This is a genomic window from Actinomadura harenae (assembly GCF_003696215.1).
Taxonomy (GTDB): Bacteria; Actinomycetota; Actinomycetes; order Streptosporangiales; family Streptosporangiaceae; genus Spirillospora; species Spirillospora harenae.
On the sequence record NZ_RFFG01000093.1, the window covers coordinates 1 to 12756 of the forward strand.

General features: G+C 71.2%; 13 protein-coding genes and 1 tRNA gene. 7 read left to right on the top strand and 7 right to left on the bottom strand.

From position 1 onward, the window contains the following. Window positions 1-114: 114 nt before the first annotated feature. The 4 genes from EBO15_RS33960 to EBO15_RS33975 all read right to left on the bottom strand — a co-directional run bounded on the left by EBO15_RS33960 (window position 115) and on the right by EBO15_RS33975 (window position 5126). On the bottom strand, window positions 115-1968 hold the full coding sequence (locus EBO15_RS33960) for a helix-turn-helix domain-containing protein (RefSeq protein ID WP_199744969.1): 1854 nt from the start codon (window positions 1966-1968) through the stop codon (window positions 115-117). Between the two features lie 72 nt (window positions 1969-2040). After that, window positions 2041-3384 (bottom strand): MFS transporter, encoded by a 1344-nt coding sequence (locus EBO15_RS33965; RefSeq protein WP_122198576.1) that lies wholly within the window; start codon window positions 3382-3384, stop codon window positions 2041-2043. A 72-nt stretch (window positions 3385-3456) separates the two neighbouring features. Beyond that, window positions 3457-4263, bottom strand: coding sequence for a 3-hydroxybutyrate dehydrogenase (locus EBO15_RS33970; protein ID WP_122198577.1), 807 nt, complete (start codon window positions 4261-4263; stop codon window positions 3457-3459). A gap of 170 nt (window positions 4264-4433) precedes the next feature. After that, window positions 4434-5126, bottom strand: a complete 693-nt coding sequence (locus EBO15_RS33975) for a TetR/AcrR family transcriptional regulator (protein WP_122198578.1) — start codon at window positions 5124-5126, stop codon at window positions 4434-4436. A gap of 77 nt (window positions 5127-5203) precedes the next feature. Here EBO15_RS33975 and EBO15_RS33980 point away from each other — a divergent pair, with 77 nt between their 5' ends. Beyond that, on the top strand, window positions 5204-6796 hold the full coding sequence (locus EBO15_RS33980; RefSeq protein ID WP_122198579.1) for an ABC-F family ATP-binding cassette domain-containing protein: 1593 nt from the start codon (window positions 5204-5206) through the stop codon (window positions 6794-6796). A gap of 12 nt (window positions 6797-6808) precedes the next feature. After that, window positions 6809-7453, top strand: coding sequence for a transglycosylase SLT domain-containing protein (locus tag EBO15_RS45500; protein ID WP_199744970.1), 645 nt, complete (start codon window positions 6809-6811; stop codon window positions 7451-7453). A 67-nt stretch (window positions 7454-7520) separates the two neighbouring features. Here the strand turns inward: EBO15_RS45500 and EBO15_RS33990 are convergent, their stop codons facing one another. Beyond that, window positions 7521-7994, bottom strand: coding sequence for a hypothetical protein (locus tag EBO15_RS33990; RefSeq protein ID WP_122198580.1), 474 nt, complete (start codon window positions 7992-7994; stop codon window positions 7521-7523). A 259-nt stretch (window positions 7995-8253) separates the two neighbouring features. Here EBO15_RS33990 and EBO15_RS33995 point away from each other — a divergent pair, with 259 nt between their 5' ends. The 3 genes from EBO15_RS33995 to EBO15_RS34005 are packed head-to-tail and all read left to right on the top strand — an operon-like array spanning window position 8254 to window position 9641. Continuing rightward, window positions 8254-8715, top strand: coding sequence for a hypothetical protein (locus tag EBO15_RS33995; RefSeq protein ID WP_122198581.1), 462 nt, complete (start codon window positions 8254-8256; stop codon window positions 8713-8715). Then, a complete protein-coding gene (locus EBO15_RS34000; RefSeq protein ID WP_122198582.1) occupies window positions 8712-9020 on the top strand; it encodes a winged helix-turn-helix domain-containing protein in 309 nt (102 codons plus the stop codon). The genes EBO15_RS33995 and EBO15_RS34000 overlap by 4 nt, the downstream gene beginning before the upstream one ends. A gap of 42 nt (window positions 9021-9062) precedes the next feature. Then, entirely contained in the window at window positions 9063-9641 is a 579-nt protein-coding gene (locus EBO15_RS34005) for a hypothetical protein (RefSeq protein ID WP_122198583.1), read from the top strand. 140 nt (window positions 9642-9781) lie between these two features. Here the strand turns inward: EBO15_RS34005 and EBO15_RS34010 are convergent, their stop codons facing one another. Together EBO15_RS34010 and EBO15_RS34015 are read right to left on the bottom strand one after the other, a co-directional pair. Beyond that, window positions 9782-10378, bottom strand: coding sequence for a TetR/AcrR family transcriptional regulator (locus EBO15_RS34010; RefSeq protein WP_122198584.1), 597 nt, complete (start codon window positions 10376-10378; stop codon window positions 9782-9784). 241 nt (window positions 10379-10619) lie between these two features. Further along, on the bottom strand, window positions 10620-11588 hold the full coding sequence (locus tag EBO15_RS34015) for an AurF N-oxygenase family protein (protein ID WP_122198585.1): 969 nt from the start codon (window positions 11586-11588) through the stop codon (window positions 10620-10622). Between the two features lie 183 nt (window positions 11589-11771). Between EBO15_RS34015 and EBO15_RS34020 the strand changes: the two genes are divergently transcribed. Together EBO15_RS34020 and EBO15_RS34025 are read left to right on the top strand one after the other, a co-directional pair. Next, on the top strand, window positions 11772-12254 hold the full coding sequence (locus tag EBO15_RS34020) for an adenylyltransferase/cytidyltransferase family protein (RefSeq protein WP_122198586.1): 483 nt from the start codon (window positions 11772-11774) through the stop codon (window positions 12252-12254). 429 nt (window positions 12255-12683) lie between these two features. After that, a tRNA-Ser gene (locus EBO15_RS34025) sits at window positions 12684-12756 on the top strand.

Here is a 12756-nt window from a genome sequence, read left to right on the forward strand (position 1 = left end):
CGACATCCTGGCAGCCCAACGCCGAGAACGCGCCCGCATCCGCAGCCAACGCCAACAACGATGGGGCCGCCCCCGCAGCAAAGCCGCGTGACCAAACCCGGCAAACCTTCCCGGTCAGCGCACTAGCTGAAGTTCCAGCGCGCGGGACGGGCTGTTCCAGTCGTCGCCGAGGAGCTGCCGGACACGGTCGAGCCGCTGCACGACCGTGTTCACATGGACGTGGAGGGCCCGCCTGGCCTCGGTCAGGCTCGCGCCGCTCCGGTAGTACGCGTCCAGCGTCCGGACCAGCTCCGTCCCGCGCCGCCGGTCGTAGTCGACGACCGGCCCGAGGACGCCGCGCACGTACCCCTGGACGTCCGCGCGGTCGCCCAGCAGCACGCCGAGGAACCCGAGCGCGGCAGCGTCGGCGCCGTCGCCCGTCCGGCCGAGCGTGTGCAGCGCGCGGACGCACCGCAGCGCCTCCTCGTACGCGTCGGGTAGCCGCGCAGGACCCGTCACCGGGTCGGACGCCCCGGTCGTGACCGGAACGCCCCCCAACGCCTCGCCCAGCTCCTTCGACAAGGACTGCGCGAGCGCCCCGGACGCATCGGTCGGCGCGAGTAGGACGACGTTCCCGCTGTGCGTTCCGGCGAGCCCTCCCAACGCGCGCGCACGACGCGAGACCTTGGTCAGCAACCGTTCCCGCTTCGACGCGTCGCAGTGCGCGACGAACACCGCGTGCGCACGAGAGAAGACCACGCCGAGCTTGCGCGCGCGCAGCGTCAGGCTGTCCGCGTTGCCTCCGGTCAGGAGATCGCCCAGAAGGTCCCCGCGCACGCGGTCCTCAGCTTCCGCGACCGAACGCCTGAGCAGCAGCAGAAGAGCGGTGACGAGGCCCGCGCGTTCGAACAGACGCCGGTCGCCATCGGTCAGATCCGGACGGCCGAGCAACGCCATCGTGCCGAGCGGCTCCGTGCCCGCGAGCACCGCGTAGATCCACGTCCCGTCCACCGGGACGGCCTGCCCGCTCGCGCCCGACGCGGCCACGCCCTCCGCCGGCGGGACGAACGGCTCGGCCGCGACACGGGCGACCTCCGCGCCGTCCGCGTCGTGCACGACGAGCCCGCCGCCGAGCAGCGTGACGATCTCGCGCGCCACGTCCGTCGCGTCCCCGCCGCGCAGCACGAGCTCGGTCAGCCGGTCGTGGACCGCGGCGGCGCGGCGCATGTCCGCGCTCCGCGCGCGGGCCGTCTCGGTCGCCGCGTTCAGCTCGGTCAGCGTCGCGCGCGTCTCCTCCAGCAGCCGCGCGTTGTCGATCGCGACGGCGGCGTGGTCGGCGAGCGACGACAGCAGCGTCACCGCGTCCGGGTCGAACTCGCGGGGACGCCGGTCCGCCGCGTACAGGACGCCGATCACCCGCGTCCCGACGCGCATCGGGACGCCGAGGATCCCGCGCAGCCCCTCCTCCCCGACCGCGTCGTCGATCGTGTTGGTGTGGTGGAAGCGCGTGTCGGTGCGGTAATCGCGGCTCGCATAGGGGAGCGCGGTCTGCGCGACGAGTCCGCCTAGCCCTTCGCCCATACCGAGCCGCAACTGCTGGAATCTCGCGGAGACCGACCCGTCCGTCACGCGCATGAACGTGTCCCCGGCGTTCGGGTCGTTGATGGTGAGATACGCGGTGTCGGTGCCGAGCAACGTGCGCGCGCGATGCACGATGGCGCGCAGCACCGCGTCCAGGTCGCGGAGCGCCGCGAGGTCGCCCGCGCTGTCGAAGAGCGCCGCGAGCTCGCGTTCGCGACGCCGGTGCTGCTCGAGCGTCCGCCGGATGTCGAGCGCCGTGCGGGTCGCCTCGTCCACGAGCGCCTGCTCCTCCGGGACGGCTCCGGCGGCCCGCGCCTCGGCGGCCGGACGCGCGAAGTCCTCGGCTGGCGCGCCGTCCGCGAGCAGCCCGAGCAGCGCGCGCATCGCGGACAGGGCGGGGTGGTCCATGCGGGTCATCGTCGCAGCCTTCCCGCCGGGGCCGCCCGCACTCGCGGACGGCCCCTCGGCAGGTGGTGAGTGTCAGGTGGCGCGGACGGTGACGGCGGCGGAGGGCGTCGCGTCCGCCTCGGAGCGGGCGAGGTCGCGCCCGCGCGTCTCCCGGGCGACCGCGACGGAGAGCGCGGTGACGACGGCGGCGAGCCCCATGTAGACCGCGATCGGGACGGACGAGTCGTACTCCTTCAGCAGCTCGACCGCGATGATCGGCGCGAGCGCCCCGGCGAGGATCGACGACAGCTGCGAACCCATCGACGCCCCCGAGTACCGGACGCGCGTGTCGAACAGCTCCGACACGTACGCGGCCTGCGGCCCGTACATCGCGCCGTGCAGGACCAGCCCGACCGTCACCGCGAGCGTGATCGTCGCGAACGACTTCGTGTCGAGCAGGGTGAAGAACACGATCGTCCACAACGCCATCCCGGCCGCGCCGACCAGCATCACCGGACGCCGCCCGATCCGGTCCGACAGCGCGCCCCACGCGGGGATCACCAGGAAGTGCACCGCCGAACCGATCAGCACGGCGTCCAGCGCGGTCGACTTCGGCAGCTTCAGATGCTCGGTCACGTACACGAGCAGGAACGACGTGAGGATGTAGTACGAGATGTTCTCGCCGAACCGCGCGCCGATCGCGACCAGGACCTGCCGCCGGCTCGTCCGGAACACATCGATGACCGGGACGCGCTCGTCCGCCCTCTTCTGCTTCCTCGCCTCGATGAACAGCGGCGACTCGCTGACCGACACGCGGATCCACAGGCCGATGACGACGAGCACCCCGGACAGCAGGAACGGCACCCGCCAGCCCCACGCGCGGAACGTCTCGTCCGACTGGACGGACGCCAGCAGCGCCAGCACACCGGTCGCGAGCAGGTTGCCGCCGGGCGCGCCGGACTGCGGCCACGACGCCCAGAACCCGCGCTTCCGGTCGCCGCCGTGCTCCGACACGAGGAGCACCGCACCGCCCCACTCCCCGCCGAGCGCGAACCCCTGGACGAGCCGGAGCGCCGTCAGCAGCAGCGGCGCCCCGACCCCGAGCGTCGCGTACGTCGGCAGCAGGCCCATCGTGAACGTCGCGCCGCCCATCATCACGAGGCTGACGACCAGCAGCTTCTTGCGCCCGACGCGATCGCCGAAGTGCCCGAACACGATGCCGCCGATCGGCCGGGCCGCGAACCCGATCGCGTAGGTGAGGAACGCGATGAGCGTCCCGGTCAGCGGGTCGGCCTTGGGGAAGAAGAGCTTGTTGAACACGAGCGCGGCGGCGCTTCCGTAGAGGAAGAAGTCGTACCACTCGATGGTGGTGCCGATCAGGCTCGCGCTGACGATCCGCGCGATGCCCTTCGAGCGCTCTCGCCCGCTTTCGGGCATGGCTGTACCGGGGTGGGACATGGGGGGCTCCGTCCTGGGCTGAGGATGGGGATGTGCGGTGCCTTATGAGGGCTACTGGGCGGTCCAGCCGCCGTCCATGGAGAGGGACGCGCCGGTGACGAAGCCCGTGTGCGGGCCGCAGAGCCAGAGCATGGCGGCGGCGACCTCGTCCGGCTCGATGAGGCGCTTCACGGGCGTCCGGGCGAGGAGCACGTCGTCGACGACCTCGTCCGGCGGGACGCCGTGGACGGCCGCCTGGTCGCGGATCTGCCCCTCCACGAGCGGCGTCCGGACGTAGCCCGGATCGACGCAGTTGCTCGTGACGCCGTGCGGCGCGCCCTCGAGCGCGGCGACCTTGCTGAGGCCCTCGAGGCCGTGCTTGGCCGCGACGTAGGCGGACTTGTAGGCGCTCGCGCGCAGGCCGTGGACGCTGGAGATGTTCACGATCCGCCCCCAGCCTCGCGCATACATGTGGGGGAGCGTCCGCCGCATCAGCAGGAACGGCGCGGTCACCATCACCTGCTGGATGCGGACGAACCGCTCGGGCGGGAACTCGGGGATGGGCGCGACGTGCTGTAGCCCGGCGCTGTTGACGAGGACGTCGGCCGTGGCGGGCAGCGCGTCGACGGCGTCCGGATCGGCGAGGTCGGCGACGTGCGCCCGCCCGCCGATCCGCTCCGCGACCGCCTTGGCCGCCTCGCCGTCCAGGTCCACCACGTGCACCTCGGCCCCGGCGGCGGCGAGCGCGGCCGCGCACGCCCGGCCGATGCCGCTGCCGCCGCCGGTCACGAGCGCCGTCCGGCCGTCCAGGGAGGTCGGTCCGTCCAGCGTCGTCCGGCCGTCGAGCGGTGGTGTTCCCGCAGGCCAAGAGTTCGTCATGGCCCGAACTGTAAGGTGGGTCACACGCGCTGCCCATGGCGTCGACCCACACACTCTGTCCGTTCCGAGTGGTGGTTCGCTAAAGCGCCATTCCGCGCCGTGACATGGTCGCGCCCGCCACTGTCACTCCCCCGGTGCTGTCGCCGACCGCCACCGGCCGGTGCGTGGCGCTACGCGTCTTCGGCGACGCTCCCCCGGATTCCGCTGATCAGATAGCCGAGCCCACGCCGGAACGCGTCGTCCCAGTCGTTGTCGCTGGGATGCCCGTGATCCGCGAGCGTCGGATAGCGGTCGCGCTCGGCCGCGAGGATCCGGTCGGCGGCGTCCCGGGTGGACGACTCGTCCGACCCGCGCCAGGACGCCTGGCTGATGGCGGCGCCGATGACGAAGTGCGAGAGCCCGTACGCGGCCGCGGTCAGTGGAGCGCCCCCCAGCCCGGCGCGCCGCAGCGTCGCGTGCAGGAACTCCGTGCGCGCGAGGACGTTCGGGCCGAGCATCGGGCGTCCCATCAGCGTCGCGCTCCAGGGATGCCGGAGCATGACCGCGCGCCAACGCGCAGCCATCGCGGTGACGTCCGCGGCCCAGTCGCCGGTCGCGTCCGGGACCTCGGCCTCGGCGAACACCGTGTCGAGGGCCAGGTCGAGCACGTCGTCCTTGGTGTCGACGTGCCAGTACAGCGTGGTCGAGCCGGTGCCGAGCCGCTCGGCGAGCCGACGCATGGTCAGCCGGTCCGCGCCCTCCTCGTCCAGCAGCGCGATCGCCTCGGCGACGATCCGCTCGCGGGACAGGGGAGGGGCCTCGCGGCGTTCGCCTCCCGGCCGCTTCAGCCAGATGTCGCCCGCGCGTCCTCGCCTGGTGCTCATGGCCGTCCACTCTAGTACGGTGAACGAGAACCGGATCAATGTTCTAGTGACTCGATCAATGTTCGAGAGGTGCGGTCGTGGGACATATCGACGTGAGCGACCTGGCCTACGCGCTGCCCGACGGGCGGCCGCTGCTGCACGACGTCTCGTTCCGCGTCGGGCGCGGAGCGAGGGCCGCGCTCGTCGGGCCGAACGGTGGCGGCAAGACCACGCTGCTCAGGATCATCGCGGGCGACCTGACTCCGTCCGACGGGACCGTCGCGAGCACGGGCGGCCTCGGTGTGATGCGGCAGTTCACGCCCGACGACAAGACCGTCCGTGAGCTTCTGCTCTCGGTCGCACCGCCGGAGGTCCGTGCGGCCTCCGCCGCATTGGCGCAGGCCGAAGCCGCATTGAGCGAAGCGCCTGACAGTCAGCTCGCCTATGCCGAGGCCATCAGCGAGTTCACCGACGCCGGGGGCTACGACCTCGAGGTGGTCTGGGACGCCTGCACAACGCTGGCGCTAGGGCTGCCCTACGAAGCCGTCCGGGATCGGCGCGCGGGGACGCTTTCCGGTGGCGAGCAGAAGCGGCTCATGCTCGAAGCCCTGCTGCGTGGCCCCGACGAGGTTCTCCTGCTGGACGAGCCTGACAACTACCTGGACATCCCCGGGAAGGAGTGGCTGGAAGAACGGCTGCGCGCGACCACCAAGACCGTCCTGTTGGTCTCCCACGACCGGCGTCTCTTGGCCGGGGCCGCCGACCGCATCATCACGGTCGAATCCGGAACGACCTGGGTGCACGGGGGCGGCTTCACCACCTATGCAGACGCGCGCCGCGACCGTGCCGCCCGCATGGACGAACTCCGGCGGCGCTGGGACGACGAGCACGCCCGGCTACGCCGCCTTGTCCACACCCTGCGGCAGCGCGCGGCCGCCAGCGACGCGGTCGCCTCGTCCTACCAGGCCGCCCGGACGCGCCTCGCCCGGTTCGAGGCCGCCGGGCCGCCCGAACCGCCGCCGCGCCCGCAGAACATCCGCGTCCGGCTGCGCGGCGGACGCACCGGCAAACGCGCCGTGACCTGCGAGGATCTCGCGCTCGATGGGCTGACGCGGCCGTTCGGGCTGGAGGTCTGGTACGGCGAGCGCATCGCCGTCCTCGGGGCGAACGGATCGGGCAAATCGCAGTTCCTCCGGCTGCTCGCCGACCCGTCCACGGTTCCGCACCGGGGCGCCGCCAAGCTCGGCGCGCGGGTCGTTCCTGGACATTTCGTCCAGACTCACACCCGCCCCGACCTCCGCGACCGCAGCCCCGACGAGATCATCACCGCAGACTTCGGAGTGACCCTGAACGACGCCATGCGCGCGCTCGCGAGGTACGAGCTCGCGCGCACACGCGGGCAGGCCTTCCAAACCCTGTCGGGCGGTCAGCAGGCGCGACTCCAGATCCTGTTGCTCGAGCTCTCCGGCTGCACCCTGCTCCTGCTGGACGAACCGACCGACAACCTGGACCTGGCCAGCGCCCAAGCACTCCAGGACGGCCTCACCGCCTACAAGGGCACCGTCCTGGCCGTCACCCATGACCGATGGTTCGCGGAGGACTTCGACCGCTACCTGGTTTTCGATCCGGACGGGGCCGTCCGTCAACAAGCCACCCCGATGTGGCAGTGTGGTGATCGGGCTCGTGAATGACCGGGGGCGCGGGTGAAAGACAAGCGCGGCAACCTCATCTGGCTGGTTCTGCCGTTGGCCGTCCTCATAGCGCTGCTCACGGTCAAGAACGGGGAATCCTCCAAGCCGGACGCCCTGGAGAAGCCCGCCGTCAGGCCGTCCGACACGCGCGCGGACGAGCGGCAGCAGAACAAACGGTCGCCAGACCACTTCGCCTCGCAGGTGCGCAAGTACGCGCACGAGGCGAAGGTCGATCCGACGCTGCTGATGGCGATCCTCTACAACGAGTCCGACAAGCCTCACGATCCTGAACTGGAACGGGCCTGGCAGCGGTTCAAGCCGGACGCCGCCTTCGGTATCGCGAACATGCACAAGGCCGCCTTCAACGACACCAAGGACGGTCGTCCGTTCCAGAACCGGCGCTGGGAAGAGCTGCCGGACGATCCCGCGCTGGCCGTCCGCGCGGCGGCCTGGTACCTGCACGACCTCGCCCGGCAACTCCCGTCCGGAAGGTCGTCCGAGTTCAGCAAGTCGGACCTGCTGGCACTCGGCTACAACGCGGGCGCGGGCAACATGCGCCTGTTCGCCGAGGGGACGAAACCGGGAGCGGTGGCCGGGTCCTACCTGAGGCGCCTGCACGAGAACTGGGGCAGGGCGCAGAAGGCACTGGGGCGGTAGCCCCGGGCCGGAGCCGCGATCGGGGAGCGGCTCCGGTCGCGGAAGGCGACGCCGCCTTCCCCGCCGATCAACCCGCGACCTCGCGGATGACCGTGGCGGACTGGCCGCTGAAGCTCACCTTGGCGAACCGCGGCGCCGACTTGACCCACATCTCCATGTTGTCGGTGGTGCAGCGGTTGTTCGGACGGGCCGCGCCGTCCGGGCACTTGCCGCCCTCGACGATCAGGACGGTGTCGGTGGCGGTGAAGAACACGGTGTCGCCCACCTGGAACTTGCCCGGCGCCACGTAGGACAGCTTGCCGCTGCGCGCGTTCCCGCCCGCGCCTCCCGCGCCTCCCGCACCGCCCCCGGTTCCGTTTTCCGGGTGGGACGGCGCGCTGGGCTTGTGCCCAGGGCCGGGAACGCCCGTCTCCGAGGGAACGCCCGCCGGCCCGTCCGGAACCGTGGCCGTGTGTCCGTCGTCGGTCACCTTGGCGTTGCAGGCCGACAGGCCGGTGACGGCGATGGCGGCGGCGGTCACCGTCACGAGGATCTTGCGCATGGGTGTCGTCTCCGCAGTTCAGGGCCGCTCTGGGGGAGCGTGCTCACAGTCTGGTGAGACCCGTGCGCCCCGGGATTTGTTGGCCGGAACGCGGGTGATCAGAACCACGCGACATCGGACGAACTTCTCACTCCGCCCACTCGATCGAACCTCTCCCGCCCGCCCCCCTTCTCCGCGTCTCGGAAAGTACTTGACGGATCGGAAAGAGGAAAGTACTTTCCTTCATGGAAAGTACTTCACGGGATGGAGAGGGAGACCCATGAACCACGTGCCGAGCCCCGCCGAGGCCCTGGCCGAAATCGAGCGTGCCCAGCAGAAGGCGTACGCCGGGCAACGTCTCCCGCTCTGGTGGCTGCCCTGCGTCGTCGCCCTGGTCACGGTCGTGTCGATCGCCTTCGAACTGCACGGCGCGACCCGCTCCGCCCTGCTGGCCGCCGCCGCCCTCGGCCTGGCCGCGATGACCGCCGTGCTCGCCCGGCGCGTCCGTGTGAAGAGCCGCCGCCAGATCTGGACGCCGCGCGCCGCCGCCTGGACGATCGGCTGGGTCGCCCCCTTCTTCGTCCTCTTCGGCGTCACGCCGCCCCTGGTCTGGCTCGTCACCGACTCGGCGATCTGGCCGAAGATCGTCTCCGGCGTCGTGGTCTCGCTCTACGGTGTGATGACGCTCCGGTGGGCCGAGCGTCAGATCATGGCCGGCACGAAGGGGAAGGTCGCCCAGTGAACCTCGACCCGGTGATCCACGCCCCCGTCCGCCTCCAGATCGTGTCGCTGCTGGCCGCCGCGAGCGAGGCCGAGTTCTCGTTCGTCCGCGACAACCTCGAGGTCAGCGACTCCGTCCTGTCCAAGCACGCTGCCGCCCTCGAGACCGCCGGCTACGTCCACATCCGCAAGGGCCACGTTGGCAAGCGCCCCCGCACCTGGCTGAAACTCACCGACGAAGGCCGCACCGCCTTCCGCGACTACGTCGCGACCCTCCAGCAGATCGTCGGCCGGCCCCTGACCGACGCCTCCCAGGAGGCGAGCTGACCGGCCGCGCCCGATGTCACCCCGATGCGCTTTGATTCCGGCATGCCGATCACCCCTCCAGCCGCCGCACAGCCCGCCGCCGAACCCGTCCCGTACCTGCTCCGCTTCAAGACCTCACTGGTCAAGCGCTGGTCCCACACCCGGACGCGCGAGCTGTTCCAGGAGTGCGACCTGGCGACCTACCTCTGGGCTCTGAACCGCGAAGCGGAGGCCCTGGAGATCCTCGACTCGATCACCACCGCGATCCCCGCGTCCAAGGGCGACTACAACATCTGGACACCCGTCGTCAGGATGCACGCCCTCCAGGCCCGCATCCTGCGCACGCCGACCGGCTCCTCGCACACCCGCAACGTCAACGCCGTCCTCGCGGACCCCGGACTGGCCGACAACCCACCCGCCATCGCGTCCTCGATCCCCGAAGCCGAGGCGGCGTTCCAAGCCGCCACCGGACGAAGCCTCGCGTCCTCCTGCCGCAACCACTCCCGGGCCCTCGGAAGGCTCTTCCTCCTCTCCGAACTGGCCCGCGCCCATCACCCCTTCGCCGCCTACTTCTCCCCGTCCACCCTTGACGACCTCATCCCCGCAGGCCGCGAATCCCTGGCCACTCGCCTCACCCCGTAGCCACCAGGCAACACTCACCCAACCCCGCAGACCTGAGGAAACGCACAGGCGAGCCCACTCCGCAGGTCAGCCCACCGCACAGGCCAGCCATTAAGGGGCTATCCGCCTGTGGAGACCCGCCCTACGGGGCTAGTCGCGGGCTAGTCGTTCGGGGAAGCGGCGGTGATGAAGCGGTTGATGACGGTCGCCCAGTCCGCGTCGTCCACCGGGGCGAGATCCATCATGTTGGTGAAGAGGGTGCCCAACGCGACGGACAGCAGGAACCGGGACAGCGCGCCGGATGGAAGGGACGAGTCCACCGACCCTTCCTCCTGCGCCGCGACGACCAGGCCCTCCACGGTCTCGAGATGCGCCGTCAGCTCGGCGGAGAAGATCTCCGCGACCCGGGGATCCCGCCGCGCGGCCGCGGCCCCCTCGACCAGCATCGCGCTGACCTGCCGAGGCCGGTGCGGAAGCTCCTCGCCGAGATGCTGGACGACGTCCGGCACCGGCACCCCCAGGGCCCCGTCGCTGATCAGCCGCGCCAGCTCGGCGGGCATGTGCGCCTTGATCGCGTCCGCGAGCAGCTCGGCCTTGGACGCGTACCGCGAGTAGATCGCCCCCGTGGACAACCCGGCCCGCCGAGCGATCTCGCCGGTGGCCGTCCCCGCGTAACCACGCTCGACGAACACCTCGGCGGCAGCGGCCAGCAACCGCTCCCGCGCCTCCTCGCTCGTCAGCCCGGCCACTCTCCCCATGCCCCAACCCTAAGCGCCCCCACCCCGCCCCAGCCCCAGCCCGCCACCAGCCTCCCTATCCCACCCGTTCGGCGTTTGCCGGGTCGTGGAGGGCTGGTCGGTTCTGGTGCTGGAGAGCGTGGGCGCGGGTGGCCTGGTCAAGGCCGTTGCCTCGGGCTAGGGCACGGCGGGGGGCGGCGGGTCTTGCTTGCCTGCTCGAAGGGGGAACGGGGGTGATGGTCGTGGTCGGAGGGGCTGAGGGTCAGCGGTGGGGGAGGGAGGACGGGACGGGGGTTTCGGGGGTGGAGAGCATGCCGGTGCGGTGCCAGATTCGGGCGCTGGGGCCTTCGATCATGCCGATGTCGGTGAGGAAGCCGGTGGCGCGGCGGAAGGCCCAGCGGAGGGTGGCCTGGCGGTGGGCGCTGCTCTTCGCGACGCGGTAGGCGGTGCGCGGGTCGAGGCCGACGGCGCCGTAGACGGCGGGACGGGTCAGGCGTGGGGCCATCCGGAAGCCCACGCCCGCGATGCCGGACGCCTGGGCGCGACGCAGCGGACGCGGTGTCGACGCCACCTGGCGCTTGAGCTCCTCACGCGCGTACGAGATGTGCCGGGCCTCTTCGGCGACGTGGATACGGCTGATGGTCCGGACGAGGGGCTGCACACGCTCGTCCGTCATGGTCACGCGCTGGACGGCGTCGGTGACCTCCTCGACGAGCAGGACGGCGGCGAACATCGCCATCGGCGGGTCGATGAACCCGGCGAGCTTGCCGAGCTGGAACTCGGGCCAGGCCATCCGGTACGGACGCAGGCCGGTCTTGCCGATGAAGCGCCCGAACATGGTCGAGTGGCGGCACTCGTCGGCGGTCTCGGTGAGGGCGTACGCGATGTGCCGTGAGGTCGGATCGCCCCGGTAGACGTGGCCGAGCAGGCCCTTCATCAGCATGAGCTCCGACCAGATGCCGAACGACAGCATGCTGACCAGCTCGTGCCGGGACAGTTCGACGCGCTGCTCGTGGGTCATCCGATCCCACAGCGGCGTCTCGTAGAGGGAGAGCGTCTCGGGCGGGAGGTAGAAGAGGTCCGGGTCGAGCGGCGCGTCCCAGTCGACGTCCACCTCGGGGTTGTAGGACTTCTTGGTGGACGCCTTGATCAGGCGTTCCGCCACCCGTTCCCGGTCGCGCAGTTCCACGGTGTGATCGCCGTCCGCGCACCGCACCAGCGTCGTCGTCATGGTCGTCACGCCTCCTGGGGGGGATGGGCCGTGAAAAATAGTAGGCATTATTTTTATCGGGACGGCAAGAGGATCGGCGGTGTGACGTGCGTCGCGTCGCCCATCCGGGGCCGGGGTGCGTGACGGGCCGGTCCCCCGGTCGTGTTCACTGTGTGGCAAGGGAATACGACCTGCGGAGGGCGGATGGCTGTGGGTGGTCAGCGGCTGACGGCGACCTGGACGGGCCCGCGTCCGGACGGGCGGCCCGTCGTCGCCACGGGCGTGTTCGATGTCCTGCACATCGGGCATGTCCGCTTCCTTCGGGAGGCGGCGGAGCGCGGCTTCCCGCTGGTGGTCGGTGTCGAGGACGACGACCGGGTCCGCGCGTGGAAGGGCCCGGGCCGTCCGGTGAACACCGCCGCCGAACGCGCCGAGGTGCTGTCGGCCCTGCGCTCGGTCGCGGGCGTCTTCGTCATCTCGGGACCGTCCGAGGTCTCCAAGTGGGGGGACTACTCCGAACTACTGGCGTCCCTGGAGCCGGTGGCCCTCGCCTACACGGCCGGTGACCCTCACACCGAGGCCAAGCGCCTGGGAGCCGAGGCCATGGGCGCGCAGGCCTGGGAGTTCGGCCTCACCGAAGCCCACTCCACCAGCGCCATGCTCGAGGCCATCACCTCCCTGGGCTGACCTGCGACCTCCACCACCGTCCTGAGGCTCCGAGGGGCAGGGACCGCTTACCGCTCCGGGACTCCGGGAGGCGGGAGCTGCTCCAGGACTCCGAGGCCGGGCCGCCCAATCGGGTCAGCCGCGTGGACTCGTGCGCCGTCACGATGGCCGGCTGGTTCGGCATGGCCCGTTGCGAGGTCGCATCGACCGGTCGGAGGCGACGTCACTCTCAACCGTGCGCCCCGCCTGTTGGCCGAGCACGGCCTGGCCGAGCGCGCCCGCCCCGGCGAGTGCCGGCGCGGCCCGGTCGGCCTCGCTGAAGGGGTTCTCCCGTCACCTCGTGGGCCGGCCTTATGGGCATCGCGGAGCCGCGGTGCGGGGCCGTCGGCTGCGGAGGACGGGCAAATCCGATTGCGATGTATTTGTTTCCTTCCTAGTGTCGGTTCTGATCAGCGTGTAGCTCAGATAGGAGAGCGCCGGGCTTGAGACCCGGAGGGCGCGGGGGCGGAGCCCGCCACGCTGG

Excerpts from the sequence above, each read along its gene's own strand:
- EBO15_RS34005 (WP_122198583.1), top strand. The coding sequence starts at position 9,063 with ATGCCGATCACCCCTCCAGCCGCCGCACAGCCCGCCGCCGAACCCGTC.
- EBO15_RS33990 (WP_122198580.1), bottom strand. The coding sequence starts at position 7,994 with ATGCGCAAGATCCTCGTGACGGTGACCGCCGCCGCCATCGCCGTCACC.
- EBO15_RS34020 (WP_122198586.1), top strand. The coding sequence starts at position 11,772 with ATGGCTGTGGGTGGTCAGCGGCTGACGGCGACCTGGACGGGCCCGCGT.
- EBO15_RS33960 (WP_199744969.1), bottom strand. The coding sequence starts at position 1,968 with ATGGACCACCCCGCCCTGTCCGCGATGCGCGCGCTGCTCGGGCTGCTC.
- EBO15_RS33995 (WP_122198581.1), top strand. The coding sequence starts at position 8,254 with ATGAACCACGTGCCGAGCCCCGCCGAGGCCCTGGCCGAAATCGAGCGT.
- EBO15_RS33970 (WP_122198577.1), bottom strand. The coding sequence starts at position 4,263 with ATGACGAACTCTTGGCCTGCGGGAACACCACCGCTCGACGGCCGGACG.
- EBO15_RS34010 (WP_122198584.1), bottom strand. The coding sequence starts at position 10,378 with ATGGGGAGAGTGGCCGGGCTGACGAGCGAGGAGGCGCGGGAGCGGTTG.
- EBO15_RS34015 (WP_122198585.1), bottom strand. The coding sequence starts at position 11,588 with ATGACGACGACGCTGGTGCGGTGCGCGGACGGCGATCACACCGTGGAA.
- EBO15_RS33965 (WP_122198576.1), bottom strand. The coding sequence starts at position 3,384 with ATGCCCGAAAGCGGGCGAGAGCGCTCGAAGGGCATCGCGCGGATCGTC.
- EBO15_RS33975 (WP_122198578.1), bottom strand. The coding sequence starts at position 5,126 with ATGAGCACCAGGCGAGGACGCGCGGGCGACATCTGGCTGAAGCGGCCG.